At 65.2% G+C, this 24257-nt stretch carries 30 protein-coding genes; 12 read left to right on the top strand and 18 right to left on the bottom strand.

Annotated features, from left to right (window positions below; all coding sequences use genetic code 11):
- Positions 1–283 precede the first annotated feature (283 nt).
- Positions 284–2578: a CDC48 family AAA ATPase gene (locus HHL13_RS16380; protein WP_169556663.1), complete on the top strand. Its 2295-nt coding sequence runs from the start codon at positions 284–286 to the stop codon at positions 2576–2578.
- Here HHL13_RS16380 and HHL13_RS16375 read toward each other — a convergent pair.
- Complete coding sequence (locus HHL13_RS16375; protein WP_169556662.1) at positions 2529–3839, bottom strand: MFS transporter; 1311 nt, start codon at positions 3837–3839, stop codon at positions 2529–2531. The two genes, HHL13_RS16380 and HHL13_RS16375, sit on opposite strands and share 50 nt — an antisense overlap.
- A complete protein-coding gene (locus tag HHL13_RS16370; RefSeq protein ID WP_169556661.1) occupies positions 3836–4156 on the bottom strand; it encodes an antibiotic biosynthesis monooxygenase in 321 nt (106 codons plus the stop codon). The genes HHL13_RS16375 and HHL13_RS16370 overlap by 4 nt, the downstream gene beginning before the upstream one ends.
- Positions 4157–4377: 221 nt before the next feature.
- Between HHL13_RS16370 and HHL13_RS16365 the strand changes: the two genes are divergently transcribed.
- The 3 genes from HHL13_RS16365 (at position 4378) to HHL13_RS16355 (ending at position 7590) form a co-directional block, all read left to right on the top strand.
- Positions 4378–4890 (top strand): methyltransferase, encoded by a 513-nt coding sequence (locus HHL13_RS16365; protein ID WP_240953877.1) that lies wholly within the window; start codon positions 4378–4380, stop codon positions 4888–4890.
- A 50-nt stretch (positions 4891–4940) separates the two neighbouring features.
- On the top strand, positions 4941–5345 hold the full coding sequence (gene msrB, locus HHL13_RS16360) for a peptide-methionine (R)-S-oxide reductase MsrB (protein WP_169556659.1): 405 nt from the start codon (positions 4941–4943) through the stop codon (positions 5343–5345).
- A gap of 76 nt (positions 5346–5421) precedes the next feature.
- Positions 5422–7590 (top strand): PBP1A family penicillin-binding protein, encoded by a 2169-nt coding sequence (locus tag HHL13_RS16355; RefSeq protein ID WP_169556658.1) that lies wholly within the window; start codon positions 5422–5424, stop codon positions 7588–7590.
- On the opposite strand, the gene HHL13_RS16350 is transcribed toward HHL13_RS16355, so the two are convergent.
- From HHL13_RS16350 to HHL13_RS16340, 3 genes are read right to left on the bottom strand one after another with little or no spacing between them, the layout of a single operon-like run.
- Complete coding sequence (locus HHL13_RS16350; RefSeq protein ID WP_169556657.1) at positions 7587–8261, bottom strand: SprT family zinc-dependent metalloprotease; 675 nt, start codon at positions 8259–8261, stop codon at positions 7587–7589. The genes HHL13_RS16355 and HHL13_RS16350 overlap by 4 nt on opposite strands.
- Entirely contained in the window at positions 8258–8704 is a 447-nt protein-coding gene (locus HHL13_RS16345; protein WP_169556656.1) for a YcgN family cysteine cluster protein, read from the bottom strand. Before HHL13_RS16345 ends, HHL13_RS16350 begins: the two co-directional genes overlap by 4 nt.
- Positions 8692–9318 (bottom strand): SCO family protein, encoded by a 627-nt coding sequence (locus HHL13_RS16340; RefSeq protein ID WP_169556655.1) that lies wholly within the window; start codon positions 9316–9318, stop codon positions 8692–8694. The genes HHL13_RS16345 and HHL13_RS16340 overlap by 13 nt, the downstream gene beginning before the upstream one ends.
- A gap of 131 nt (positions 9319–9449) precedes the next feature.
- On the opposite strand from HHL13_RS16340, the gene HHL13_RS16335 reads away from it, so the two are divergent.
- On the top strand, positions 9450–10061 hold the full coding sequence (locus HHL13_RS16335) for an ankyrin repeat domain-containing protein (RefSeq protein WP_169556654.1): 612 nt from the start codon (positions 9450–9452) through the stop codon (positions 10059–10061).
- 4 nt (positions 10062–10065) lie between these two features.
- Here the strand turns inward: HHL13_RS16335 and HHL13_RS16330 are convergent, their stop codons facing one another.
- The 11 genes from HHL13_RS16330 to HHL13_RS16280 all read right to left on the bottom strand — a co-directional run bounded on the left by HHL13_RS16330 (position 10066) and on the right by HHL13_RS16280 (position 16915).
- Positions 10066–10560: an MmcB family DNA repair protein gene (locus tag HHL13_RS16330; protein WP_169556653.1), complete on the bottom strand. Its 495-nt coding sequence runs from the start codon at positions 10558–10560 to the stop codon at positions 10066–10068.
- Positions 10561–10621: 61 nt separating this feature from the next.
- Positions 10622–11182: a cell wall hydrolase gene (locus HHL13_RS16325; RefSeq protein ID WP_240953728.1), complete on the bottom strand. Its 561-nt coding sequence runs from the start codon at positions 11180–11182 to the stop codon at positions 10622–10624.
- Between the two features lie 234 nt (positions 11183–11416).
- Complete coding sequence (locus HHL13_RS16320; protein ID WP_169556651.1) at positions 11417–11758, bottom strand: DUF1491 family protein; 342 nt, start codon at positions 11756–11758, stop codon at positions 11417–11419.
- A complete protein-coding gene (locus HHL13_RS16315; protein ID WP_169556650.1) occupies positions 11755–12240 on the bottom strand; it encodes a PaaI family thioesterase in 486 nt (161 codons plus the stop codon). The genes HHL13_RS16320 and HHL13_RS16315 overlap by 4 nt, the downstream gene beginning before the upstream one ends.
- A complete protein-coding gene (locus tag HHL13_RS16310; protein WP_169556649.1) occupies positions 12227–12694 on the bottom strand; it encodes a PTS sugar transporter subunit IIA in 468 nt (155 codons plus the stop codon). The genes HHL13_RS16315 and HHL13_RS16310 overlap by 14 nt, the downstream gene beginning before the upstream one ends.
- Positions 12695–12748: 54 nt before the next feature.
- Positions 12749–13342 (bottom strand): ribosome-associated translation inhibitor RaiA, encoded by a 594-nt coding sequence (gene raiA, locus HHL13_RS16305; RefSeq protein ID WP_169556648.1) that lies wholly within the window; start codon positions 13340–13342, stop codon positions 12749–12751.
- Positions 13343–13397: 55 nt separating this feature from the next.
- Positions 13398–14090: a DNA polymerase III subunit epsilon gene (dnaQ, locus tag HHL13_RS16300; protein ID WP_169556647.1), complete on the bottom strand. Its 693-nt coding sequence runs from the start codon at positions 14088–14090 to the stop codon at positions 13398–13400.
- An 11-nt stretch (positions 14091–14101) separates the two neighbouring features.
- Entirely contained in the window at positions 14102–14695 is a 594-nt protein-coding gene (coaE, locus tag HHL13_RS16295; RefSeq protein WP_169556646.1) for a dephospho-CoA kinase, read from the bottom strand.
- Positions 14692–15501, bottom strand: a complete 810-nt coding sequence (locus HHL13_RS16290; RefSeq protein ID WP_169556645.1) for a shikimate dehydrogenase — start codon at positions 15499–15501, stop codon at positions 14692–14694. Before HHL13_RS16290 ends, coaE begins: the two co-directional genes overlap by 4 nt.
- Positions 15498–16094, bottom strand: a complete 597-nt coding sequence (locus HHL13_RS16285) for a nucleoside triphosphate pyrophosphatase (protein ID WP_169556644.1) — start codon at positions 16092–16094, stop codon at positions 15498–15500. Before HHL13_RS16285 ends, HHL13_RS16290 begins: the two co-directional genes overlap by 4 nt.
- Positions 16091–16915 carry a pyruvate, water dikinase regulatory protein gene (locus HHL13_RS16280; protein WP_169557018.1) on the bottom strand — a complete coding sequence of 275 codons (825 nt, stop codon included), beginning with the start codon at positions 16913–16915 and terminating at the stop codon, positions 16091–16093. Before HHL13_RS16280 ends, HHL13_RS16285 begins: the two co-directional genes overlap by 4 nt.
- A 299-nt stretch (positions 16916–17214) precedes the next feature.
- Between HHL13_RS16280 and hemE the strand changes: the two genes are divergently transcribed.
- The 5 genes from hemE (at position 17215) to HHL13_RS16255 (ending at position 21428) form a co-directional block, all read left to right on the top strand.
- Complete coding sequence (gene hemE, locus HHL13_RS16275; RefSeq protein WP_169557017.1) at positions 17215–18255, top strand: uroporphyrinogen decarboxylase; 1041 nt, start codon at positions 17215–17217, stop codon at positions 18253–18255.
- Positions 18252–18704 (top strand): CopD family protein, encoded by a 453-nt coding sequence (locus tag HHL13_RS16270; RefSeq protein ID WP_169556643.1) that lies wholly within the window; start codon positions 18252–18254, stop codon positions 18702–18704. The genes hemE and HHL13_RS16270 overlap by 4 nt, the downstream gene beginning before the upstream one ends.
- Before the next feature lie 17 nt (positions 18705–18721).
- Positions 18722–19069, top strand: coding sequence for a hypothetical protein (locus HHL13_RS16265; protein WP_169556642.1), 348 nt, complete (start codon positions 18722–18724; stop codon positions 19067–19069).
- 158 nt (positions 19070–19227) lie between these two features.
- Positions 19228–20484 carry a transcription termination factor Rho gene (gene rho / locus HHL13_RS16260; protein WP_169556641.1) on the top strand — a complete coding sequence of 419 codons (1257 nt, stop codon included), beginning with the start codon at positions 19228–19230 and terminating at the stop codon, positions 20482–20484.
- 260 nt (positions 20485–20744) lie between these two features.
- The gene (locus HHL13_RS16255; RefSeq protein WP_169556640.1) at positions 20745–21428 is read left to right on the top strand and encodes a TerC family protein; all 684 of its coding nucleotides are present in this window, start codon (positions 20745–20747) and stop codon (positions 21426–21428) included.
- 57 nt (positions 21429–21485) lie between these two features.
- Here the strand turns inward: HHL13_RS16255 and HHL13_RS16250 are convergent, their stop codons facing one another.
- Complete coding sequence (locus HHL13_RS16250; RefSeq protein ID WP_169556639.1) at positions 21486–22178, bottom strand: dienelactone hydrolase family protein; 693 nt, start codon at positions 22176–22178, stop codon at positions 21486–21488.
- The gene (locus HHL13_RS16245; RefSeq protein ID WP_206376944.1) at positions 22175–22651 is read right to left on the bottom strand and encodes a methylated-DNA--[protein]-cysteine S-methyltransferase; all 477 of its coding nucleotides are present in this window, start codon (positions 22649–22651) and stop codon (positions 22175–22177) included. The genes HHL13_RS16250 and HHL13_RS16245 overlap by 4 nt, the downstream gene beginning before the upstream one ends.
- Before the next feature lie 40 nt (positions 22652–22691).
- Between HHL13_RS16245 and HHL13_RS16240 the strand changes: the two genes are divergently transcribed.
- Complete coding sequence (locus HHL13_RS16240; protein ID WP_169556638.1) at positions 22692–22922, top strand: DUF6489 family protein; 231 nt, start codon at positions 22692–22694, stop codon at positions 22920–22922.
- An 11-nt stretch (positions 22923–22933) separates the two neighbouring features.
- Complete coding sequence (mnmE, locus tag HHL13_RS16235; protein ID WP_169556637.1) at positions 22934–24211, top strand: tRNA uridine-5-carboxymethylaminomethyl(34) synthesis GTPase MnmE; 1278 nt, start codon at positions 22934–22936, stop codon at positions 24209–24211.
- The last annotated feature ends 46 nt before the right edge of the window (positions 24212–24257 follow it).

Here is a 24257-nt window from a genome sequence, read left to right as displayed (position 1 = left end):
ACTTGCACAATAATCCGCTGCACTGCACATAGAGCAGGCCTTTCAGGCATCCTCTCCTAAAACTTTCCAAAGGCCGCCCCTCGGGGCGGCCATTTTTTTTGCGCGGCGGGCGAGCAAATAGCGAAGCTATTTCGAGCCTCAAGCCGCGCACGGCCGACAGCGCGAAAAGCGTTGACCGACGACGTGGCTTTGCCACGTCGCATCCCGCTTCCCCCAAAACCCCCTCGTCATTCCGGAACCGTTTCCTATCTTGCACGCTTCGCCTGCAACGGAGAGCGAGTGAATGGCCGACGAAGAAAAGAATGTCCGCAAGCTGCAGGTGGCCAATTCGCGGCCCGAGGATAGCGGCCGGGGCCTCGCCCATCTGCCGCGCGCAATGATGGCCGCACTGGGCCTTGCCGAAGGCGATGTCATCGAGATCGTGGGCAAGCGGAACACGCCGGCGCGGGCCGTGCTGCCTTATCCCGAGGACGAGGGCCTCGAACTCCTGCGTATCGACGGTCTCCAGCGCGCGAATGCCGGAGTGGGATCGGGCGATTTCGTCGAGATTCGCCGCGCCGAATCCAAGCCCGCGACTCGCGTGGTCTTTGCCCCGGCCCAGGCCAATCTGCGCCTTCAGGGCTCGGGCAACGCCCTCAAGCGCACCTTTTTCGGCCGCCCGCTCGCACAGGGCGATACGCTGGCGACCGCGGGTCAGCAGCGCGTCGCCGACATGCCGCCCAACGTGGCGCAATATCTGCGCGCCCCGGCCTATGCGCTGCAGGAAATCCGTCTCACTGTGATTTCAGCCAGCCCCAAGGGCATCGTCCATATCGACGAGAATACCGAAGTCGAGCTGCGTCCCGAGTTCGAGGAAGCCCAGGCGCATCGCCGCGCGGACGTGACCTATGACGATATCGGCGGCATGGGCCCGACGATCGACCAGCTGCGCGAGATGGTCGAGCTGCCGCTGCGCTATCCCGAACTGTTCCAGCGCCTGGGCGTCGATCCGCCCAAGGGCGTACTGCTGCATGGCCCGCCCGGCACCGGCAAGACGCGCCTCGCCCGCGCGGTCGCCAACGAATCGGACGCCAATTTCCACCTGATCAACGGGCCGGAGATCATGGGTTCGGCCTATGGCGAATCGGAAAAGCGCCTGCGCGAGGTGTTCGAGGCCGCCAACAAGGATGCCCCGTCGATCGTGTTCATCGACGAGATCGATTCGATCGCGCCCAAGCGCGGTCAGGTTTCGGGCGAAGCGGAGAAGCGGCTGGTCGCGCAGCTGCTGACGCTGATGGACGGGCTGGAAGCCCGCGCCAATGTCGTCGTCATCGCCGCGACCAATCGACCCGAGGCGATCGACGAAGCGCTGCGGCGTCCGGGCCGGTTCGACCGCGAGATCGTGGTCGGCGTGCCCGACGATCGCGGCCGCCGCGAGATTCTGGGAATCCACACGCGCGGGATGCCGCTGAGCGAAGACGTCGATCTGGGCGAGCTGGCGGGCACGACCTACGGGTTTGTCGGCGCCGACCTGGCCGCGCTGACGCGCGAAGCGGCGATCGAGGCCGTGCGCCGGATCATGCCGAAGCTCAACCTTTCCGAAGGGACGATTCCGCCCGAGGTGCTCGACACGCTGTCGGTCACGCGCGACGATTTTCTCGATGCGATGAAGCGCGTCCAGCCTTCGGCCATGCGCGAAGTGATGGTGCAGGCGCCCACGGTCCGCTGGGACGATGTCGGCGGTCTGGACGACGCGCAGATGCGGCTGAAGGAAAGCGTCGAGCTGCCGATGAAGGACCCGGATGCCTTCCGGCGCTTCGGCATCCGTCCGGCCAAGGGCTTCCTGCTCTATGGTCCGCCGGGCACCGGCAAGACGCTGCTGGCCAAGGCGGTTGCGCGGGAAGCGCAGGCGAACTTCATCGCCACCAAATCGAGCGACCTGCTGTCCAAATGGTATGGCGAGAGCGAGCAGCAGATCGCCAAGTTGTTCGCCCGCGCGCGTCAGGTCGCGCCCTGCGTGATCTTCATCGACGAACTCGATTCGCTGGTGCCGGCGCGTGGCGGCGGCCTTGGCGAGCCGCAGGCGACCGAACGGGTGGTCAACACCATCCTGGCGGAAATGGACGGGCTGGAAGAGCTTCAGTCGGTCGTCGTGATCGGCGCGACCAACCGGCCGAACCTGATCGACCCGGCGCTGCTGCGCCCCGGCCGGTTCGACGAGTGGATCTACGTCGGCGTGCCCGATCAGGAAGGCCGTCGGCGCATCCTCGCGATCCAGACCGCGAAGATGCCGCTGGCGACCGATGTCGATCTTGGCGAGATCGCGGCGCAGACCGAGCGTTATACCGGCGCCGATCTGGGCGATGTGGTCCGCCGCGCGGGCATGGCGGCATTGCGCGAGTCGATCGACAACAAGGCGGTGTCGATGAAGCATTTCGAAGCGGCGCTGCGGGATTCCCGCGCCACGGTGACGCCCGAGATGGAAGCCGAATATGCCTCGATCTCGGACAAGATGAAGGCGAATGCGGTCTCGCTCGAGCCGATCGGCTTCATTGCGCCGGGGATGCTCCACGGCCGGGGTCCGAAGAGCGGAGATTGAAGAAGGCGTACGCCACCAGCGCCGCCATCACCAACGCGGCGGTGAGATAGGGCAGGGGCCGCCACAATTCGTACAGCCCGACCCCGAGCGAGGGGCCGAGCACGAAGGCGGCCCCGTTCACCGAAGTGACCTTGCCTGCGATCGAGCCCTGCGCCTCAGGCCCCACCGCCAGCGACGAGCCGGCGGTGAAGCCCGGCCGCGCAAAGCCGAAGCCGAGCGACGCCAGCGCATAGCCGAGCGCGATCCCGTAGAGCGAGGTCGCGGTGCCGGTCGCGATGCACCCCAGCGCCGCGATGCCAAGGCCCCAGAGCGCGAGCGCGCGCGGCTTCAGGTCGAGCAGCGGAATCAGGCCCCATTGCGCGAGCAGCGCCGAGCCCGCGCCCATCATCAGCACCAGCCCGGTCGGCTCGAGCGCTGAAACCGGATCGACCGCGAGGCGATCGATCACGAGGAATCCGATCGCCTGCCCGGTCATCGCCTGGGCATGGCCCATCACCAGCCCGATGATGATCCAGGTCCGCACCCGGGAATCGAAAAAGCCGATGATCTCGCTGCGCTCGGCGGTCGCGGCGGTGACGCTGGCGCCCGAACTCTGCCCGCCGATCGAGGGATAGGCCGTCGCCGCGCCATGCGCCGGGGCTTCGATCCGGGGCAGATAGCGACTGACCGAGATCCAGATCGCCAGCCCGAACGCGCTGAACACGAAGGCCGGGCCTGCCAGCCCGATCTCCGGCCCGCCGCTCCAGAAATGGCCCAGCACCAGATAGGGCGCGATCGCGGGACCCAGGATCGTGCCGAGGCCGAAGGCCGAAGCGAGCAGGGTCAGCGCCTTGGTCCGTTCGTCGCGCGTGGTGCGTCCGGCGACCAGCGCCTGCACCGCCGGCGGTGCGGCCGAACCGAAGATGCCATAGATCGCGCGCGCGCAGATGAACCCGGCAAAGGTCGCGAACGGCGCCAGCCAGCCATTGATTCCCGCAAAGAGGAACATGCCGCACAGAAACAGCGAGATGGTGAAACCGCCGATGCCGAGCAGCACCATCGCGCGCCGCCCCTGCCGGTCCGACCGGTTGGCCCAATAGGGCGCAGCGACCACCCACAGCAGCGCCGATACCGAAAAGACCCCGGCCACCACCGTATCCGGCGCGCCGAGCCGCCGGCCGAGCGCGGGCAGCACCGTCTGCAACGCAGTGTTCCCCATCGCGATGGCCAGCATCACCATGAACAGCAGCGCGAAGGTCAGATCGGTGCGGACCGGCTTCATGGCCGCCGCCAGTCGTAACCCCGGACCACTTCGGTCACGAAGAGATCATAGCTTGCGTACCAGATTCCGCGCCCGCGATCGCGAATCTGCGCATGTTCGGCATCGTTGCGCCACGCAACCGCGCTTTCGTGATCGGCCCAATAGCTCACGGTGATGCCCAGGCCGTCGCCATCCCGCACACTGTCCACCCCGCAATAGCCCGGCTGGGCCGCGGCGAGCGTTGCCATCGCTTCGGCGGCGTCGGCATAGCCTTCGGGATCCGCCCCGGTGCGCTGCGAGACGAAGATGACCGCAATCTGACCCTTGCGCAGTTCCATGCGACCTCCGACCTTGGTACGAATCCCGGTTAATCGCTTTGCAGCCCGGCGCAACCGGGCGCGCATTTACCCGTTACCTCTCGACGTGCGCCGCAACATCCTGCAATGGAACCGTCATGAATTCGTCGACCCGTTCGATCGGCCGCTCCAAGCGCCGCGCCTCCGCCGCCAGCCCCTCCTCACGCGGGCTGTTCCTGCGGAACTTCATCAAGCACCCGGCAATGGTCGCCTCGATCGTGCCGTCCTCGGGACGGACGATCCGGCGGATGCTTGCGCCGGTGGACTGGGCGAACACCAACGTGTTCGTCGAATATGGTCCCGGCGTCGGCACCTTCTGCCAGGCGGTGCTCGACCGGCTGAAGCCCGACGCGACCTATATCGCGATCGATCCGAACCCCGATTTCGTCCAGCATCTGCGTCAGATGATCCATGATTCGCGATTCGTGCTGGTGCAGGGATCGGCCGAGGATGTGATGGAAATCCTCAAGGAACGCGGCTTCGATCACGCCGATTACGTCCTGTCGGGTCTGCCCTTCTCGACCCTGCCGCCGGGCGTGGGCGATTCGATCGCGCGCGAAACGGCCAAGGCGCTCCGTCCTGGTGGCGCGTTCCTCGTCTATCAGTTCAATCCCAAGGTCCGGAACTTCTTCGAACCGCATATTCCCAAGATCGACGCCGCGATCGAATGGTGGAATGTTCCCCCCGCCCAGATGTGGTGGGCCTGGAAGGAATAGGACTCACCTGGATCATTGACGGCACGGCCGCCGCATCACACATCCCCGTCATGGACCATATCAATCTCCCCGAATCCGAGTGGCGCAAGAAGCTCACCGCGGACCAGTTCCACGTGTTGCGCGAAGCCGGTACCGAGGCACCGTTTTCGGGGCGTTACGACAACAACAAGGCCGATGGCGTCTATCGCTGCTCGGGATGTCAGCTCGAATTGTTCGATTCGATCGACAAATATGATTCGGGATCGGGCTGGCCCAGCTTCACCCAGCCGGTTGCGGCCGATCATGTCAGCGAGCATCACGATGTGAGCCACGGCATGCGCCGCGTCGAGGTGCGCTGCGCCCGTTGCGATGGACATCTGGGTCACGTGTTCCCTGACGGCCCTCCGCCGACCGGCCTGCGCTACTGCATCAATTCGGTCAGCCTGGACTTCCGTTCACGCGGCGCTAACGGCTGAAGCGGTAGCAGGAACGGGCGCAAGGCTCTCGAATTGCTTGTGAGCCGAAGGATCAGGGCGTAATCCACACCCACCCATGGCGACCATCAAAAGCTATCTTCCGAAACGCTGGCCCACCAAGGCCGAGTGGAAACGCTACGGCCTGTGGACCGCGGGCGGCGCGGGCGCGCTGGGCCTGCTGGCCTTCATCGCGCTGCTGATCGCGGTCTTTTCGACCAAGGGGTCGCTGCCCAGCTTCGGCGAACTCCAGCGCTCGCCCAACGGCCAGATGATCCGCGTCCATGCCGCCGACGGCACGGTGCTGGTCTCGCTCGGGCCAAGCTATGGCGAATGGGTCTCGTACGAGCAGATTCCGCAGGTGATGAAGGATGCGATCATCGCCGTCGAGGATCGCCGGTTCGAATCGCACTGGGGCATCGATCCGCGCGGCATGCTCCGCGCGGTTCGCCTCGGCATCGCCAACAGCGGCAGCGACCGGCGCCTGCAAGGCGCATCGACCATCACCCAGCAGGTCGCACGCACCATCTTCCTGTCGAACAAATATGATTTCGGCCGGAAAATGCGCGAAGCCGTGCTCGCGCTGGCGATGGAGCAGAAATTCTCGAAGGAGCAGATCCTCGAGCTGTACCTGAACAAGGTCTATTTCGGCGGCGGCGCCTATGGCATCGATGCCGCATCGCGCCGCTTCTTCGGCCATCCCGCAACCAAGCTGACCCTCTCCGAAGCCGCGATCATCGCCGGCCTGGTCAAGGCGCCGTCGCATTATTCGCCCACCGCCGACGCGCAGGCCGCGATCGATCGCGCCGCCGTGGTGCTGCGGGTGATGGAGGAAACCGGCAAGATCACGGCAGCGCAGGCTGCCGGGGCCGATCCGAAGATGGTCAAGCTGGCGCCCGAGCCCAAGCAGAACAGTATCCGCTATTTCACCGACTGGGCACTGCCCCAGCTCGAAGTGCTGATCGACGAGACCGAAGCACCGCTGGAAGTGTGGACCACGCTCGACCTGGGGATGCAGCGCGCCGCCGACGATGCGATCCGCGCCAATACGCCGGGTTCGGCGCAAGGCGCGCTGGTGAGCCTCGACCGCGACGGCGCGGTGCGGGCGATGGTCGGCGGCAAGGATTATGTCGCGTCGATCTACAATCGCGCGACCAAGGCCGAGCGTCAGCCCGGTTCGGCGTTCAAGCTGTTCGTCTATCTCGCAGCCCTCGAAGCCGGGCACCGCCCCGACGATCTGGTGATCGACGAGCCGGTTACGATCCGCGGCTGGACCCCGCGCAACAATAGCGGGCGCAACAGCGGCGAAATGACGCTGCGCGCGGCCTTCGCCTATTCGATCAACACCGTCGCGGCGAAGCTGGGACAGGAAGTCGGGTTCGGTACCGTCGCCGACATGGCGCGCCGTTTCGGCATCACGACTCAGATCAACACCCAGCCGGCGATGGTGCTGGGCACGTCCAACGTCCGCCTGATCGACATGACCCGCGCCTTTGCCTCGGTCAGCCAGCGCGGCGTGGCGGTGACGCCCTATGGCATCACCCGCGTCACCGCGAACGGCGCGGTGATCTATCAGCACGAAGTCGATACCAGCCGCGTGCTGGTGGGCGAGCATGTCGCGGCGCAGATGATCGATCTGCTGCAGACTGCGGTGAATACCGGCACCGGCAAGGCCGCCCAGATCGGCCGCCCGGTTGCGGGCAAGACCGGCACGACGACGTCGAACAAGGATGGCTGGTTCCTCGGCTTCTCCTCGGGTCTCACCACCGGCGTGTGGATGGGCCGCGACGATGCGAAGGCCGTTCCCGGCCTGCAGGGCGGCACCGCCCCGGCGCGCGCCTTCTCGGCCTATATGCGCAAGGCAGTCGCCGGCCGGGCGGTCGAGAATTTCGATACGCAGGTCACGCTGCCGGAATGGCAGGGCGACAACGAGACCGAATATTTCTCCGGCCCCGACAACAGCGTATTCGTCGACGAGGACGGCAATCCGATCGAGCCCGATGCACCCGCGCCGGGTTCGAGCGAGAACGAGAAGCTCGATCAGGAGTGGCTCGACCGGGTGACCGGCAACGATCCGCCGCAGCAACAGCCGCAGCAACAGCAGCAGCCCGCCCCGGGGCCGCGCGATATTCCTCGTCCGCCCGCGACCGCGCCGTCGCCGCGTCCCGATAGCGGTGGGCGTGACGATCGGAGTGACCGGGATCGGGGCGAGCGCCTGGCTGATCCGGCGCGGCGTCCGGCAAACTAGGCCGCGCGCCCGATCCAGTGCAGCGCCGAGCCGTGGCTGCGCAGCCAGGCTCTTGCGGGATCGGGATCCGCATCGAACAATTCGCGCACCACGCGGTGGAACGCGGGGCTGTGGTTCATGTGCACCCGGTGCGCCACTTCATGCGCCACCGTCGCGCGCCGCACGAAACTGGGCGCTAGAATCAACCGCCAGCTATAACGGATTTCGCCCGATGCGGCGCAGCTGCCCCAGCGGCCGCGCGGATCGCCGATGCTGACGCCGGTGACGCGGACCCCGGCCTTTTCGGCATATTCGGCGGTCTCCTCGCTCAGGATGCGCAGCGCCTCGGCGCGGAACCAGCGTTCGATCCGCTTCTCCAGCCCTTCGCGTGGCCCGCCGCAGAGCAGCCGGTCGCCGTCGAGCCGTGGAACCCGGCCCACCGTGGTCGGCCACACGATCTCGATCTCGTCATCCTCCAGCGGCACCCGCGCGCCGGGCTCGAACGGCCGTCCGTGCGGCAGCTTGGCCTGTTGCCGCTCGATCCAGCCGCGCTGCTCCTCGGCCCAGGCCAGCGCGGTACGCAGCGACGCGCGCGGCGGGATGGTCAGGCGCACCCGTCCGCTGCGCGGATCGACCGCCAGCCGCATCCCGCGCGACCGGGCGTTACGCACCACATCGACATCGACGCTCAAAGCTCGCGGTCCACGATATGGTGCTCGAAATCGCCGGCATCGTCTTCGGAGATGGTCCAGCCGCGCGTCGATTCGCCCGCGCGGTGCACCGCCTCGCGATCGCCGCACACCAGATAATGCCACTCGGGCAGCTGCTCGCCCGCCGCGCGCAGGCGATAGGCGCAGGTGCGGGGCAGCCACTCGATCGTATGGACGTTGCTGTTGGTCAGCCGCACGCATTCGGGGACATAGGCGCGGCGGTTGCGATAGTCCTTGCACTGGCCCATGCGCCGGTCGAGCATCCGGCAAGCGATGTTGGTCGCCATCAGCTCGCCGGTTTCGTCATCCTCGAGCTTGTGGATGCAGCATTTGCCGCAGCCGTCGCACAGCGCTTCCCACTGCGCGCGATCGAGCTTGTCGAGCGGCGTGTCTTCCCAGAATTTGCCCGAGCTCATTTCGCCCATTTTCGGATTTCGGCGATCATCTCCGCCTCGGTCATTTCGCGCGGCATGATCACCAGCGGTTCACCCCTGGGGCCCATCAGATAGACCATCGCGGCGTGATTCATCAGATAGGCGCCACCCGGCTGGGCCGGCGGCACCTTGGCGAAGAACGCCGCATAGCCCTTTGCGACGGCGGAAATCTGCGGGAGCGGGCCGGTGAGGCCGATCAGGCGCGGATGAAAGGCCGAGACGAACTGTTTCAACACCGCCGGCGTATCGCGCTCGGGATCGATGGTGATGAAGATCGGCTGCACCTTCGCCGCCAGCTGCGGATCTTCCTTGTCGAGCGTCCGCATCACCAATCCGATCTTCTGCACGTCGGTCGGGCAGATGTCGGGACAAAAGGTGTAGCCGAAATAGATCAGCCGGTATTTTCCGGCGAAATCCGTATCCCTTACGGTCTTGCCGTCCTGATCGGTCAGCGCGAACGGCGCGCCGATATTCGTCCTGCCGGCGATGTCGATCGCATTGTGGCGTCCGCTGTTCGCGGCCGGTCCCGCCGGAGCGTTCAAGGCCTGCCAGCCGAACGCCGAGGCCAGCACCAGCACGATGAGGGCGATCAATCCCCACAGCATCAGGCGGAGGCGACGAAGCGGAGCAGGGGGGGGCACTGTATTCATGGCGTGGCCAGCCTTGATCTGATAGGGGGCAGCTTGCAAGGTTTCGCGCCGTTTCCGGCGTATTCTAAGGGTGTGTGCTTACCATGATGCTTCGTTCCGCTCTCGCCGCGGCTACCGCGGCCGCCGCGCTGCTGATCACCGCTGCACCCGCCAGCGCGCAGAGTTTCTCCGACAGCTACCAGTTTCTGGAAGCGGTGCGGAAAGGCGACGGCAGCAAGGTGATGAAGCTGATCACCGATACCAATGGCAGCATCGTCAACACCAAGGAGCGCGACAGCGGTGAAGCCGCGCTGCACATCATCGCGAAGAACGGCGATACGGTCTATCTCCGCTATCTGCTGCAGAAGGGCGCCAACCCCAATATCCAGGACCGCGCCGGCAACACGCCGATGATGATCGCGGTCAATGCCAATTTCGTCGAAGGCGTGCTGATCCTCATCGCCTACAAGGGCGATGTGAATGTCCGCAATTCGAGCGGCGAGACCCCGCTGATCCGAGCGGTGCAGCTGCGCAATGCGGAAATGGTGCGCGAGCTGCTGAAGGCTGGCGCGGATCCGGACCGTCCCGACAATATCGCCGGCCTTTCCGCGCGCGACTATGCCAAGGCGGACCGGCGCTCGCCGACGATCCAGAAGCTGCTGGCCGATGCGCCGCGGCTGGGCGCCCGCACCACGACTACGGCGGGCCCGGACCTCTGACGCCCTAGAAGCCGGGTTCGGCTTCCGGATCGAGCATGGTGATGACCCGCCGCGCGGCGCGGCGGGCAAAGGCGAGGGTGCATTTCTTGCGCGTGGCCGCCGCCAGCGGCACCGTGTTCGCTTCGCGCAGCACCGCGGCGTCGTAGCGATCGGCGACGATCAGGCCCGCGCGATCGGGCAGGAATCCCTGCTGTTCGAACGGGCGCAGATCGAATCCCTCGGGCACCGCCCAAAAGAAGCGGTCGCAATGGGCGAGATAGTCGTTCCATTTGGCGTCGCCCAGCAGATCGGCGCGTGACACCTTGATCTCGACGATGATGATGTTGCCGCGCGCATCGAGCGCCATCAGGTCGGCGCGGCGGCCGTCGCTGAGCGGCACTTCGGCGATCGCGACGCAATCGTGGCGCAGCAGCATCCGGCAGACGCCGCGCGCCACATCCGCCGCCATGAGGGGGAGGTCAGCCAATATGGGCGCGGCGGGGGACAGCTGTGTAGCCATCCCCGTTCTTTAGAACATTAAGCGAACGAACAAAAGGCCCGGAAAGGCCTTTCGTCTCATTTCAGCGGTAGAAGATGTGGTTGCCCACAGCGCCGACGCGCGGACGCTTCCAGCCCGGCGAGACGTAGCGCGCGTGGAAATAGAGCGCGTTCTCGACGGGGCTGTCCCACAGATCCTTCTGCGCGACCTGGGCGACCGCCATTGCGCGACGCCACTGGGCGTTTTCGGGCGGAGTGGGGATCACGCCGCCGCGAACGAACGAGAACTGGCCGCGCTGGGTCAGCACGCCGCACACCGAGCGGGCGAAACGGCCCGATTCAGCGCGGTTGAGAATGACTTCGGCAACCGCGAGCTGGCCGGCCAGCGGCTCGCTCTTGGCTTCGTAATAAACGCCCACGGCCAGGCAATGCAGCTCGCGATCCACCGCTTCGGGGTGGTCCTGCGCAGCGACAGCGGCGGAAAGGCTGGAGAATTCGGCGGTCTCGCTCTCGTCGGCCGGAAGCGGCTGGACGATCTCGCCGGCTTTGGCCAGCGGCGCCACCGGAGCCGGCGGCATCGGAACAACATGATGTTCCTGCGAGTTGATATCCTGAACTTCCACGTCGGGAAGCACGTCGCTCATTTCGAGCGTAGCGGCGTTGGCAATCGCGCCAGCGCAAAAAGTCACAGCCGCGAGAAACGCGGCGCGTGGCAAGAACTTCATTCCGAATAACTATTATGCGGTTGGTGTGCGGCCGGCCCTTGGAAATGATGGGCCGCCGGACTTCCCCCCGACTGCGTAACCGTTCGACTTCACACCCCGAACGACACAACGCGGTTTATCGTGCGCGGCCTTTCGGGACCACGCGGTTAAAAGTCAATGAAAACCCATCGTTTCGGCGATGAACCGTTCTGCCTGCGCGATATCCAGTTCAACGACCCATAAGTCGGAATCGCGATCGCGGCGCCGTTTCCAGTACGCCGAGACCTCGCTTTCGTCGGCGATCGCCGCCGGTCCCGACGCAACCAGTGCGGCTTCTCCGTCCGGTCCGATGCCGCGCTCGAAAAAGCGCGGATTGGCGGCTTTCTCATAGGTTATCAGCAGGATGGCGCCCGCGGTGGGATCGCCTTTCGCGAGGATCATCGCGGACCCGCCTTGCTGATTCACCCGGCGAACCAGCGCATTGACCATGATGGCGCTGGTGACCCGGGCGGTCATGCTTCGGGGCTGGCCGACCGGTAGCCGGGCAAGCCCGCCAGGGGGATGCGGGATCGCATGAAGGTGCCGGTGCCGCGCGCCGCTTCCTCGCCGGTCACATCGATCAGCCGCGCCTCGGCCACGAACACCCGGCGCTGGCCGCTCACCCAGCGCCCTTCCGCGATCACCGGTCCGGCCTTTAGCGGCTTGGTGAGCAGCAGGTTGAAGGCCGTGGTCAGCAGGAAACGATCGGTGACGAGGCTGTTCGCCGCATAGAAAGCGGCATCGTCGAGCATCTTGAAATAGCTGGTGCCATGCGCCGCGCCCGCCGCGTGATAATGGCGATCGTCGATCTCGAAATGGATCCGCGCGACGCCGGGCGCGGGGATTTCCAACCGCGAATGGAACAGCTGATTAATCGGCGCGGCAGCGTAGAGCGATTCCAGCGCGCGGAAATGCGCCGCCTCGCCCGACGCCTCGGGCGTCGCGTCAGGCTGCGTCACGCGCTTCGACGCCGGTCAGCAGCACGTAAAGCGCATCGGGCGAACCCGCGCCGCGAAGCTTGGCCGCAAAGTTGCGATCACGCAGCCGGCGCGAGACGCGAGCCAGCGCCTTGAGGTGCTCGCCCCCCGCATCGACCGGAGAGAGGAGGGCGAACACCAGGTCGACGGGAAGTTCGTCCACTGCGGCGAACTCGATCGGCTGGGGCAGGCGAGCGACGATCGCCACCACCTGCCGCAACCCGTCGATCTTGGCATGGGGGATGGCGATGCCGCCGCCAAATCCGGTCGATCCCAGCTTCTCGCGCGCCGCCAGCCGCTCGGCGACCAGCTTGGCGTCGAGGTCATAGGCGCGCGCCGCCACCGCTCCCAGTTGCTGAAACAAGGTCTTCTTGTTGGCAACAGGGAGCGCGGAGACGGTCGCCTCCGGCGTGAGCAGGTCACTGAGATCAGTCATGTAGCATCCGGATTGGCGTCCCCCCGAACCGCCATTGAGTCAGGCCACCTAAATTCAGGCGGCCCGGTTCGGTTCCACCCAGCCGATCGTCCCGTCGCCGCGGCGATAGACCATGTTGAACGCGCCGGTGCCGGTATTGCGGAACAGCAGCGCCGCGGTGTTGCGCAGATCGAGCATCATCACCGCGTCCGAAACCGTGGCTTCGGGCACATCGACTCGCGTCTCGGCGACTATCAGCGGCGCGTCGGCTGCTTCTTCCTCGTCCACCGGCTCGGCGAACAGCGTGTAGCCTGCATTGTCATAATCGTCATAGGCGCCGTTCTGCTGCGCCGCGATGGCCGCGCTGTTGTTGCGGTCCTTCAGCCGGCGCGTGTAGCGGCGCAGCTGCTTCTCGATCTTGTCGGCGGCGCCGTCGAAGGCGCCATTGGCTTCGGTGCCCGAGTTCGAGGATTTGAGCACCAGCCCCTGCATCACATGCGCGACGATGTCGCAGGTGAAGCCGTAATCATGCGGTCCCTTGCCGAAGGTGACGTGAGCGGAGATGGCTCGCGAGAAATATTTGTTCGCGATGCCCTGGAGCCGGTCGGAGACCAGCTGATTGAGCGCTTCTCCGGTGTCGACCTGGTGGCCGGAAACTCGGATATCCATCGATTTTACCTCCGCACTAAACGAGGCGTGGACCTAGGGATGGGCCTGCCAAGCGTCAACCGGACGCGGCCTGGCCCCAGATCGGCTCCTCCAACTTCTTCAGAAACGCTGCGTGGCGCTCAAGTTCCGCTTCGGACGGCGCGAAATGGCGCGCCGGCCGCACATGAACCCGGCTCGTCGCTTCGGCCGCCGTCTCGCGCATGACCGGCACGTCGACCGCGAGGCCCATGCTGATCTGGCGGCCGCCGGTCAGCTCGACATAGACCTGCGCAAGCAGCTGCGCATCGAGCAATGCGCCGTGCAGCGTACGCGCCGACAAATCGATTCCATATCGGCTGCAAAGCGCGTCGAGCGTGTGTTTCGCGCCCGGATGCCGGGTCCGCGCGATCACCAGCGTATCGACCATCCGGTCGAGAGACACGATGGGACGGCCGCACCGGGTCATCTCGCCATTGATGAAGCCGAAGTCGAAATTGGCGTTATGGGCGATCATCGGGCTGTCACCGATGAAATCGATCAGATCCTCGACCACATCCCGGAACAAGGGCTTGTCCGACAGGAACACGTCGCTGAGCCCGTGCACGCGAAACGCCTCGACCGGCACCGGCCGTTCGGGATTCAGATAGACGTGGTAGTGACGCCCGGTCATCACCTTGTTGACCAGCTCGACGCAGCCGATTTCGACTAGACGATCCCCGCCGGAGAAACTGAGCCCCGTCGTTTCGGTGTCGAAAACAATCTCGCGCATATGTGAGTCGCTTATCCTCCCGCCGGAGCCGAGAGGCAAGCGATGACCGCACGAACCGCGTCCCGCGTCTCCGCAAGCGAGCCGCCGGTGGGGATGACGAAGTCGGCCCGGGCCCGCTTTTCCGCGTCGGGAAGCTGTTTCGCCAGAATCGACTCGAAACGCTCGACCGTCATGCCCGGCCGCGCCAGCACCCGCGCGCGCTGCACCTCGGCAGGGGCGGACACGACGGCAATCTTGTCCACCTGCCGCCAGCCGCCAGCTTCGAACAGCAGAGGCACGTCGAGCACCACCAGCGGACGGCTGCCACTCCGCTCGAGGAACAGGTTTCGCTCATGCGCCACCGCGGGATGAACGATCGCCTCCAGCCGCTTGAATGCTTCCGGCTTCCCGAACACCGCTTCGCCCAGCAGGGTGCGGTTCACGCCCAGATCGCTGGTCGTGTCGGGAAACTCGGCTTCGATCTCCGCAACGATCCGGCCGCCCGGACCCTGGAGCTTGTGGACTTCGGCATCGGCATCGAACACCGGCACGCCTTCGTCGGCGAACATCGCCGCAACGGTCGATTTGCCCATGCCGATCGACCCGGTAAGGCCCAAGACGATCATACGGTGAGCATTGCGCGGAGTTCGTCGTCGCGATCCCGCGGCGGGGCAGCGTCGAAGAAGAGTTCGAACGCCAGCGCCGCCTGCCCGATCAGCATGTCGAGCCCGTCCACCGTATCCAGTTCGCGCGCATCGGCCTGCAGCAGCAGATCGGTCTCCAGCGGCGAATAGACGATGTCGTAGACCACCGCGTCGTCCGGCAGTGGCGTCAGGTCGATATCGAGCGGCGGCTGACCGCCCATCCCCAGCGCACTGGCATTCACCAGCAATTTCGCTTCGGGCAGCTTCGTCCCCAACGGCACCGCATCGCCCTTGATCCCGAAGCTCGACAGCAGCGCCGCAGCCTTCAGCACGTTGCGGTTCTGGATCGTCACCCGGCCGATCCCGACCTTCGACAGCGCGAACAGGATGCCCCGGGCGGCGCCGCCCGCGCCGATCACCACCGCATGGGCCCCCTCGAGATCGAGGCCCGCGATCGGCGCATAGAAGCCGCCGGCATCGGTATTCGTCCCGATCAGCACGCCGTCATCGGCGCGAAACACCGTGTTGATCGCGCCGATCGTCGCGCGGACGCCACCGCGATCCTCGATCAGATCGAGCGCGGCCTGCTTGTGCGGAATGGTGATGTTGCACCCGCGCCAGGCGGGATCGCTCCGCCGCGCGTCGAAATAGGCCGCGAGGCCATCGGGCGTGACATGGGTCGCGCGATATTCGGCGTCGATATCGAGCGCTTCGAGCCAGAATCCGTGGATTGCCGGGCTTTTCGAATGGCTTATCGGATCGCCGATAACTTCGGCATAAGGCGTCATGACGTCATAATCCCACGTGTGCGCAGATAATCGAGGATCGGGAGCAAGGGCATACCGAGGATGGTGAAATGGCTGCCGGTGGTCTGGGCGAAAAGCTGGACGCCCGGCCCCTCGATCCGGAAACAGCCGACGCACCACGAAATGGCGGGCCATTCCTTGTCGAGATATTCCTCGATAAAGGCTTCGGATAACGGACGCACCACCAGCCGCGCGCGTTCGACATGGCGCCACACGGGGCGGCCCCCTTCTGCAATCACCGCGGCGCTGTAGAGATCGACATTGGTTCCCGACATCATCCGCAGATGTTCGGCGGCATTCTCCCGGCTCACCGGCTTGTCGAGCAAGGTGCCGTCGGCCAGCGCCACCAGCGAATCTCCACCCAGCACCAGCGCGGTCGGATCGAGCTGCGAAAGCTTGAGCGCCTTCAGTTCGGCCAGCGCATCGGCCAAGTCGCGCGGCGCGACTCCCTCGGCCTTCAGCGCGGCCTTGGCCGAGTCCTCGTCGACCTGGGGCGAAACCGCTTCATAGGGGACGCCCGCCGCATCGAGCATTGCCCGCCGCGACGCGCTTTGCGACGCCAGAACCAGTTTCATTCGTCCGCCTTCGCCAGGGTTCGCTCGTTGCACAACTGGATGATCGCCGCCGCGGTCTCTTCGATCGATCGCCGGGTCACGTCGATCACCGGCCACCCATTATCGGCGAACATGCGCCGGGCGAAGGCGATCTCGCGGCTGACCGATTCCTGATCGACATAGGCGGTCTCGGGGTGCTGGTTGAGCGACAGCAGCCGGTTGCGGCGGATCGCGACCAGCCGGTCGGCGCTGGTGGTCAGCCCCACCACCAGCGGGTGCTTCAGCCGGAACAGTTCGGGCGGGGGCGGGGATTCGACCACGATCGGGATGTTCGCGGTCTTGTAGCCCCGGTTCGCCAGATAGATCGAGGTCGGCGTCTTCGACGATCGAGACACGCCCGCCAGCACGATATCGGCTTCCTCCCAATCCTCGGCGGCGATGCCGTCGTCATGGGCAATGGTGAACTGGATCGCATCGACGCGCGCGAAATAGGCAGCGTCGAGCATATGCTGGCGCCCGGGCCGCGCCTTGGCTTCCTGTCCCAGCAACTGCGACAATGCATGGTTCACCGGATCGAGCGGAGCGATCGCCGGCAAGCCCATCGCGCGACAGCGGCTCTCCAGCGTCCGCCGGGTATCGGGGTTCACCAGCGTGAAGAGCACCAGCCCCGGATTCTGGGCGATCTCGCGCAGGATCCGCTCGAGATGCGCTTCGCTGCGGACCATCGGCCAGAAGTGACGCAGCGTCTCGACATCGTCATATTGGGCAAGCGCGGCCTTGGCGATATTCTCCAGCGTCTCGCCGGTGGAATCGGAGAGGAGATGAAGGTGCAGCCGCATCAGCGGGATGGATCTGTGGAAAACATCAGGGACAAGCGCTAGCGCAACACCGGGCACGGGCCAAGCATCCGAAAACCGGCCGAGTCAGCCGCGGAACATCCACAACCCCGTCCCCAGCCCCGGGTTTCCCATCGGGTCCTGTGGAAAACGGGGATGACGGACTCGAATCCTGGGGAGTCCGCGGGGCCGGACGAGTCAAGCTGTTGGCAGAATCCGGATGAGCGAATAAGCCCCGGCATCCACGCGCCAACAGACTCCATCAATCCTTAGATTCTCTTCTTTATAGTAATAGGAATCGTCCGCTGACCCGTTCCGATGCCCCCAAGCCGCTGCTCGAAACGCTGAAAGGCGTGAAGCAGTCCGTCCCTCCGATCTGGCTCATGCGCCAGGCGGGACGCTATCTGCCGGAGTATCGCGCGCTTCGGGCCGAGAAGGGCGGGTTTCTCGCACTGGTCAACGATCACGACGCCGCGGCCGAGATCACGCTTCAGCCGATCCGCCGCTTCGGCATGGACGGCGCGATCCTGTTTTCCGACATCCTGATCGTGCCGATGGCGCTGGGCCAGGATCTGTGGTTCGAAACTGGCGAGGGCCCGCGTCTCGCGCCCAAAATCGAGAACCGTGCCGTTCTCGACGCGCTCAACCCATCGCCAGAGCCGCTCAAACCCATCTACGAGACCGTTAAGCGCGTCGCGGCAGCCTTGCCCGCGTCGACGACCTTTCTGGGCTTTGCGGGCAGCCCCTGGACCGTCGCGACCTATATGATCGCCGGACAGGGCAGCCGCGAACAGGCCGAGGCGCGCCGCCTCGCTTATGCCGATCCGGGGATGATGAGCGAGCTGGTCACGCGGATCGCCGATGTCACGATCGACTATCTGGTCGGCCAGATCGAAGCCGGCGTCGAAGCGGTCCAGCTGTTCGACAGCTGGTCGGGCAGTCTTTCTCCCGCGCAATTCGAGCAATGGGTGATCGCGCCGACTGTCCGGATCGTCGCGGGGTTGCGCGCCCGCGCGCCCGGCGTGCCGATCATCGGTTTTCCGAAAGGCGCCGGGGGCAAGCTCGCTGCCTATGCGCGTGAGACCAAGGTCGATGCGATAGGGCTGGACGAGAGCGTCGATCCGGTCTGGGCCAATGACGCGCTGCCGAAGGATTTGCCGGTGCAGGGCAATCTTGATCCGCTGGCGCTGATCGCCGGCGGCGACGTGCTGGCCAGCGCTGTGGACCGCATCCTTGCCGCCTTTGCCGAGCGCCCTCATATCTTCAATCTCGGTCACGGCATCCAGCAGGATACGCCGATCGTGCATGTCGAAGCGCTTCTGGCACAGGTGAGAGGCACGAAATGACGGGGTTCCTCGGTCTCGCCTATCTGTGGGTGAAGGCCGCCCATATCATCTTCGTGATCTTCTGGATGGCGGGCCTGTTCCTGCTGCCGCGCTATCTCGTCCATCATCAGGAATCGCTCGGCACGCCCGAGGCGGAAAAATGGGTTCATCGCGAAGCGCTGCTCCGCAAGATGATCCTGACGCCTTCGATCGGCGCGGTCTGGCTGCTCGGCATCGCGCTTGCGCTCAATGTCGGGCTGTTCGACGGCCAGCCGGGGCTGGGCTGGCTGCATGCCAAGCTGGCAATCGTGTTCGCGCTTTCGGGCTTTCAGGGCTGGGCTGTGGGCTATTCGAAGAAGCTGGCGGCAGGGCTGGGCAGCATCGCCCCGCGCAAGCTGCGGATGATCGGCGAAGTGCCTGCGCTGGCGGTCATCGCGATCGTCATTCTGGCTGTCGTGAAACCCTTCTGATTCGGGTATAAACGGAGATGTCGCTTCTAGCTCTGGCCCTTGCCGCTACGCTTGCCGGCCAATCCGCACCCGATCCCAATACTGACGATGCGCGATGCATCGCGGTTGTCGCGTTGATGATAGCGCAAGCGAAGGATGATCAGGAAAAGACACGCTTCTCAGCTGGCCTGATGTATTTTCTGGGAAGGATCGATACCCGGACGCCGGGTTATGATCTGGAGGCTGCGCTGCGTCGCATTCTGGACGCGGTCGAAAAGGGCGATAGCCTCAGTGACGATGCAATCCGTTGTGGGGGAATCCTGCGGCAGCGTGGTCAATATATGATAGAATTCGGCCAGCGGATGCAGAACGGCCCCAAGAACTAGCTTCTTCCTGCCTCAGGCTGGTTGACTTGGTGATGGCCGCCACCTAATTCGCGATCATACCCCGGTCCTCCGGGCGTATCCCTCCTGTCAGCACCGTCCGAGCAGATATTTCGCCGGCCATCGCTCTCCCCATATTCCGCCAAGACCGGACTCCCAAAATGCATCTCAAAGACCTCAAGAAAACGCCCCCCGCACAGCTGGTCGAAATGGCCGAGGAGCTCGGTGTCGAAGGCGCCTCGACGCTCCGCAAGCAGGACCTGCTGTTCGCCATTCTCAAGGCCCAGGCCGAAAATGGCGAAATGATCATGGGCGAAGGCACGATCGAAGTGCTTCAGGACGGCTTCGGCTTCCTGCGCTCGGCTCAGGCGAACTATCTCGCCGGCCCCGACGATATCTACATCTCGCCGAACCAGGTCCGAAAGTTCGGCCTGCGCACCGGTGACACCGTCGAAGGCGAAATCCGCGGACCCAAGGACGGGGAGCGCTATTTCGCGCTGACCCGCCTCGTCTCGGTCAATTTCGACGATCCCGAAGCGGTCCGTCACCGCGTCAATTTCGACAATCTCACGCCGCTTTACCCAGAGAGCAAGCTGACGCTCGATCCGTCGGATCCGACGATCAAGGACAAGTCGGCTCGCGTGATCGACATCGTCTCGCCGCAGGGCAAGGGCCAGCGCACGCTGATCGTCGCGCCGCCGCGCGTCGGCAAGACGGTGATGTTGCAGAACATCGCCAAGGCCATCACCGACAATCATCCCGAGGTGTTCCTGCTCGTCCTGCTCATCGACGAGCGGCCCGAGGAAGTCACCGACATGCAGCGCAGCGTGAAGGGTGAGGTCGTCTCCTCGACCTTCGACGAACCCGCCACGCGCCACGTGCAGGTCGCCGAAATGGTGATCGAAAAGGCCAAGCGCCTGGTCGAGCACAAGAAGGACGTGGTGATCCTGCTCGACTCGATCACCCGCCTCGGCCGCGCCTACAACACCGTGGTCCCCAGCTCGGGCAAGGTGCTGACCGGCGGTGTCGACGCCAACGCGCTACAGCGGCCGAAGCGCTTCTTCGGTGCCGCGCGCAATATCGAGGAAGGCGGCTCGCTCTCGATCATCGCAACCGCGCTGATCGATACCGGCAGCCGCATGGACGAAGTCATCTTCGAAGAATTCAAGGGCACCGGTAACTCGGAAATCGTCCTCGACCGCAAGGTCGCCGACAAGCGCATCTTCCCGGCGCTCGACGTCGGCAAGAGCGGCACCCGCAAGGAAGAGCTGCTGGTCGACAAGGCCAAGCTTTCCAAGATGTGGGTCCTGCGCCGCATTCTGATGCAGATGGGCACGATCGACGCGATGGAGTTCCTGCTCGACAAGATGAAGGATTCGAAGACCAACGAAGACTTCTTCGACAGCATGAATCAGTGACCGAGCATGGCCTGAATTAGAAAAGCCAATTCAGGACAAGCGCTGGTCCGGCCGGCGGGTCGGCAAAGCCGAACCCGACCGACGGCATGGGCTTTGCCCATGCCCGGCCAGAAACGAAAAAGAGCCGTATCCCCCAGGGTTGCGGCTCTTTTCGTATCCACCATCCGGCGCCATTCGCGCGAGTTGCGGAGACTGACTCTCGCAGCACTTGACCCGCGCGGGGCAAACCGCTTTGGCAAGTGCCGGAATGAGGGAACGCGATGACTGAGATCTGGGCGCATATCGTCAACGACTTTGCCGGCCTCTTTTCGGGCAGCGGCTCGGCCTGGCTGGCCTTCGGACAGGTGATCCTGATCGATATCGTGCTGGCCGGCGACAATGCGATCGTCATCGGCGCGCTGGCGGCGGGTCTGCCGGCGGATCAGCGCAAGAAGGTCATCCTGATCGGCATCGTCGCGGCACTGGTGCTGCGCATCGGCTTCGCGCTTGTCGTGACTCAGCTTCTTCAGGTGGTCGGCCTCGTGTTCGCGGGCGGCGTGCTGCTGCTGTGGGTGGGCTGGAAGATGTACCGCGAGATCGTTCAGGTCCCCGCGGGCCACAGTCCCGGCTCGCCCGAGATCGAAGGCGACGAGCATAGCGGCGTCCGTCCGGCCAAGAGCTTTGCTGCGGCTGCCTGGGCAGTCGCGATCGCCGACGTGTCGATGAGCCTCGACAATGTGTTGGCGGTCGCCGGCGCGGCGCGAGAGCATCCCGGCATCCTGATGGTCGGTCTGGTGATCGCCGTCGCGCTGATGGGCATCGCTGCCAACATCATCGCCAAATATATCGAGCGCTATCGCTGGATCGCGTGGATCGGCTTGCTGGTGATCCTCTATGTCGCCGGATCGATGATCTATACCGGCATTATCGATCACGACGTGGGGCTGCTTCAGCTGTTGAGCTGATCGGCTTCGGAGCGCCAAAAAAGGGGCTGTGCCGAGAGGCGCGGCCCCTTTTTTCTGTCAGGCGAGATTGCCGGCAAAGAATTCCGCCGTCCGTTCGTCCGCAAGATCGGCCGATTCCGGCGAGCGGCGCTTGCCCATCTCGGTGGCGAAGCCGTGATCCTCGCCGGGATAGTCGTAGATCGTCACGCGCGGGTGATCGTCCAGGCCTTCATGGATCGCGGCCTGTGCGGTCTTGTCGACGAAATGATCCTCTTCCGGGATGTGGAGCAATAGCGGGTTGGCGATCCCGTGCTTTTCGCCGAGCAATCCGTTGAGCCCGACGCCATAATAGCCGACGCTCGCGTCCACATCGGTGCGCGCCGCAGTCATATAAGCGAGACGCCCGCCGAGGCAGTAGCCAACCACGCCCACCTTGCCGCCGCTCTTCTCGCGCGCGAGGCGGATCGTCGCTTCGATGTCGCGGATGCCGGCGTCCTGGTTGAACTTGCCCATCCAGCCCAGCGCCGTCTGGAACTCTTCGGGCACGTCGGGATCGAGCTGGATGCCGGGCTGGAGCCGCCAGAAGAGATCGGGTGCGAGCGCGAGCCAGCCATCGGCGGCAAGGCGATCGCATTTTCGTCTAATCCCTTGATTAACCCCGAAAATCTCCTGAATCACGATGATCGCGCCACGCGGTGCGCCTTCGGGTTCGGCACAATAGGCCTCGAAGCTGGCATCGCCTTCGAGCGTCGTAACCGAAATCATCGTCATGCTTTGCCTCCGTGGCGGCGCTCATGGTCGAGCAGCCATTGCTTGGTGGAAACGCCGTCGCCGGCGGAATAGTGCCCGATATTGCCGGTGCCGAGCACGCGGTGACACGGCACGACGATAGGGAAGAGATTGCGCGCGCAAAGCTGGCCGATCGCGCGGGCGCTGGACCCCAGACGTTCGGACAAGCCGCCATAGCTGATCGTCTCGCCATAGCCGACTGCGATCAGCCCGTCGCGCAGCACCAGCCCGCGTGGCGTGCCGGGCGGATTCAGCGCCAGATCGAAGGCCTTGAGTTCGCCTTCGAACCAGGATTCGAGCTGCTCCGCCGCGGCCAGCACCGCGGGCCGGTCCGGCCGCCGCGATTCCTCGCGTTCGCGCAGGACGTTGATGCGATGGATCGTTCGATCATCGCCTTCGATCCGGATCGATCCGATGGGCGTTGTCACCACGCCCCAGTCGCGCGCATAGATCATGGTTCGGACCCTAGCACAGCCGGGCCGGTGGAGAAGCGCCATGAAGATCAATGTCGAAGTCGATTGCACGCCCGAAGAAGCCCGCCGCGCGATGGGCCTGCCTGATCTCACGCCGCTCCATGACCGCTATATCGCGATGATGACCGAAACGATGGAGAAGGGCGTGAGCCCCGAATTGTTCGAGACGATGACGCGCGCCTGGGCACCGATGGGCGAGGCGGGCATGAACATGTGGCGCGGCATGTTCGACGCGGCGACCAAGAAAAGCTGAACCCACCGGCGATGGATACGATCTTTGCGGTCTCGAGCGGCCAGCCTCCTGCCGCGATTGCGATTCTTCGCCTGAGCGGGGCAGGGGCGCTCGACGCGGTTCGCGCGCTTGCCGGCGACGTGCCTGCACCGCGCCGGGCAGCCTTGCGGGCGCTTCGCCAAGACGGCGAGCTGCTCGATCGGGCGCTGGTGCTGATCTTTCCGGGCCCGGACAGCGCGACGGGCGAGGATCTCGCCGAGCTGCATCTTCATGGCGGCCGCGCGGTGGTTCGCGCGGTAGAGGCGGCGCTTGCATCGATACCGGGTCTCCGTTCGGCAGAACCGGGCGAGTTCACCCGGCGCGCGCTGGCCAATGGCCGAATCGACCTGAGCGAAGCCGAGGGACTGGGCGATCTGCTGATGGCGGAAACCGAAGCCCAGCGCCGCGCGGCGATCCGATCGGCCGAAGGCGCGGTTCGCCGCGAAGTCGAAGGCTGGGCCAGCCGCACGCTGGGGGTGGCCGCGCAGATCGAAGCGATGCTCGATCACTCGGACGAAGAGGATGTCGATGCCGAAGCCGAGGTGATGCCGGGAATCCGTGCCGCCGCGCTGGCGTTGGCGGCTGAGATCGAAGCGATCGTCGCGCAGCCCCCGGTCGAGCGGCTGCGCGATGGGATCCGCGTGGTCCTTTCCGGGCCGCCCAATGCGGGCAAGTCGACGTTGCTCAATGCGATGGCCGATCGAACCGCGGCGATCGTGTCGCCGATCGCAGGGACGACTCGCGACCGGATCGAAGCCCCGGTGGTCCGCGACGGGATCGCGTGGCTGTTGATCGACACGGCTGGACTGACCGAGACCGAGGATGTCGTCGAGCGGATCGGCGTGGGGCTGGCGCGTGATGCGATGGACGAAGCCGATATCGTGTTGTGGCTTGGCGACGACGCACCGCCCGAGCATCCGGCGCTGATCCACGTGAAACCGCGCAGCGATCAGCCGGGCAGGGGAGAGGGCGGTGATCGGCTTCCCGTGTCCGCGGCCACGGGGGCGGGGATGGAGCGGCTTTGGCAGGCGATGCGCGAGCTGGGTGAAGACCTGTTGCCGCGTAGTGATCGGCTCGCACTGAATCGCCGCCAGCGCGATCTGACGGCAACCGCCGGGCGCGCGCTTCGCGCTGCTGCATCGGAAGGGGATATGCTGCTTACCGCCGAGCAGCTCCGCACGGCATTGCGAGCTTTCGACGCCATTACTGGGCGGGCGGACGTCGAAGCGATGCTCGATGCGCTGTTTTCGCGCTTCTGCATTGGCAAATAGGCGCTGTTCCACGTGGAACAGTTTTGACGTGAGCGGCGCGCTCCAG

This window comes from Sphingomonas sp. G-3-2-10, from assembly GCF_012927115.1.
Taxonomy (GTDB): Bacteria; Pseudomonadota; Alphaproteobacteria; order Sphingomonadales; family Sphingomonadaceae; genus Sphingomonas.
Note: the sequence above shows the minus strand (reverse complement) of the source record. Positions and strands in the feature narration are given on the sequence as shown.

Excerpts from the sequence above, each read along its gene's own strand:
- HHL13_RS16380 (WP_169556663.1), top strand. The coding sequence starts at position 284 with ATGGCCGACGAAGAAAAGAATGTCCGCAAGCTGCAGGTGGCCAATTCG.
- HHL13_RS16375 (WP_169556662.1), bottom strand. The coding sequence starts at position 3,839 with ATGAAGCCGGTCCGCACCGATCTGACCTTCGCGCTGCTGTTCATGGTG.
- HHL13_RS16370 (WP_169556661.1), bottom strand. The coding sequence starts at position 4,156 with ATGGAACTGCGCAAGGGTCAGATTGCGGTCATCTTCGTCTCGCAGCGC.
- HHL13_RS16365 (WP_240953877.1), top strand. The coding sequence starts at position 4,378 with ATGGTCGCCTCGATCGTGCCGTCCTCGGGACGGACGATCCGGCGGATG.
- msrB (WP_169556659.1), top strand. The coding sequence starts at position 4,941 with ATGGACCATATCAATCTCCCCGAATCCGAGTGGCGCAAGAAGCTCACC.
- HHL13_RS16355 (WP_169556658.1), top strand. The coding sequence starts at position 5,422 with ATGGCGACCATCAAAAGCTATCTTCCGAAACGCTGGCCCACCAAGGCC.
- HHL13_RS16345 (WP_169556656.1), bottom strand. The coding sequence starts at position 8,704 with ATGGGCGAAATGAGCTCGGGCAAATTCTGGGAAGACACGCCGCTCGAC.
- HHL13_RS16340 (WP_169556655.1), bottom strand. The coding sequence starts at position 9,318 with ATGCTGTGGGGATTGATCGCCCTCATCGTGCTGGTGCTGGCCTCGGCG.
- HHL13_RS16335 (WP_169556654.1), top strand. The coding sequence starts at position 9,450 with ATGCTTCGTTCCGCTCTCGCCGCGGCTACCGCGGCCGCCGCGCTGCTG.
- HHL13_RS16330 (WP_169556653.1), bottom strand. The coding sequence starts at position 10,560 with ATGGCTACACAGCTGTCCCCCGCCGCGCCCATATTGGCTGACCTCCCC.
- HHL13_RS16325 (WP_240953728.1), bottom strand. The coding sequence starts at position 11,182 with ATGAGCGACGTGCTTCCCGACGTGGAAGTTCAGGATATCAACTCGCAG.
- HHL13_RS16320 (WP_169556651.1), bottom strand. The coding sequence starts at position 11,758 with ATGACCGCCCGGGTCACCAGCGCCATCATGGTCAATGCGCTGGTTCGC.
- HHL13_RS16310 (WP_169556649.1), bottom strand. The coding sequence starts at position 12,694 with ATGACTGATCTCAGTGACCTGCTCACGCCGGAGGCGACCGTCTCCGCG.
- raiA (WP_169556648.1), bottom strand. The coding sequence starts at position 13,342 with ATGGATATCCGAGTTTCCGGCCACCAGGTCGACACCGGAGAAGCGCTC.
- dnaQ (WP_169556647.1), bottom strand. The coding sequence starts at position 14,090 with ATGCGCGAGATTGTTTTCGACACCGAAACGACGGGGCTCAGTTTCTCC.
- coaE (WP_169556646.1), bottom strand. The coding sequence starts at position 14,695 with ATGATCGTCTTGGGCCTTACCGGGTCGATCGGCATGGGCAAATCGACC.
- HHL13_RS16290 (WP_169556645.1), bottom strand. The coding sequence starts at position 15,501 with ATGACGCCTTATGCCGAAGTTATCGGCGATCCGATAAGCCATTCGAAA.
- HHL13_RS16285 (WP_169556644.1), bottom strand. The coding sequence starts at position 16,094 with ATGAAACTGGTTCTGGCGTCGCAAAGCGCGTCGCGGCGGGCAATGCTC.
- HHL13_RS16270 (WP_169556643.1), top strand. The coding sequence starts at position 18,252 with ATGACGGGGTTCCTCGGTCTCGCCTATCTGTGGGTGAAGGCCGCCCAT.
- HHL13_RS16265 (WP_169556642.1), top strand. The coding sequence starts at position 18,722 with ATGTCGCTTCTAGCTCTGGCCCTTGCCGCTACGCTTGCCGGCCAATCC.
- rho (WP_169556641.1), top strand. The coding sequence starts at position 19,228 with ATGCATCTCAAAGACCTCAAGAAAACGCCCCCCGCACAGCTGGTCGAA.
- HHL13_RS16255 (WP_169556640.1), top strand. The coding sequence starts at position 20,745 with ATGACTGAGATCTGGGCGCATATCGTCAACGACTTTGCCGGCCTCTTT.
- HHL13_RS16250 (WP_169556639.1), bottom strand. The coding sequence starts at position 22,178 with ATGACGATGATTTCGGTTACGACGCTCGAAGGCGATGCCAGCTTCGAG.
- HHL13_RS16245 (WP_206376944.1), bottom strand. The coding sequence starts at position 22,651 with ATGATCTATGCGCGCGACTGGGGCGTGGTGACAACGCCCATCGGATCG.
- HHL13_RS16240 (WP_169556638.1), top strand. The coding sequence starts at position 22,692 with ATGAAGATCAATGTCGAAGTCGATTGCACGCCCGAAGAAGCCCGCCGC.
- mnmE (WP_169556637.1), top strand. The coding sequence starts at position 22,934 with ATGGATACGATCTTTGCGGTCTCGAGCGGCCAGCCTCCTGCCGCGATT.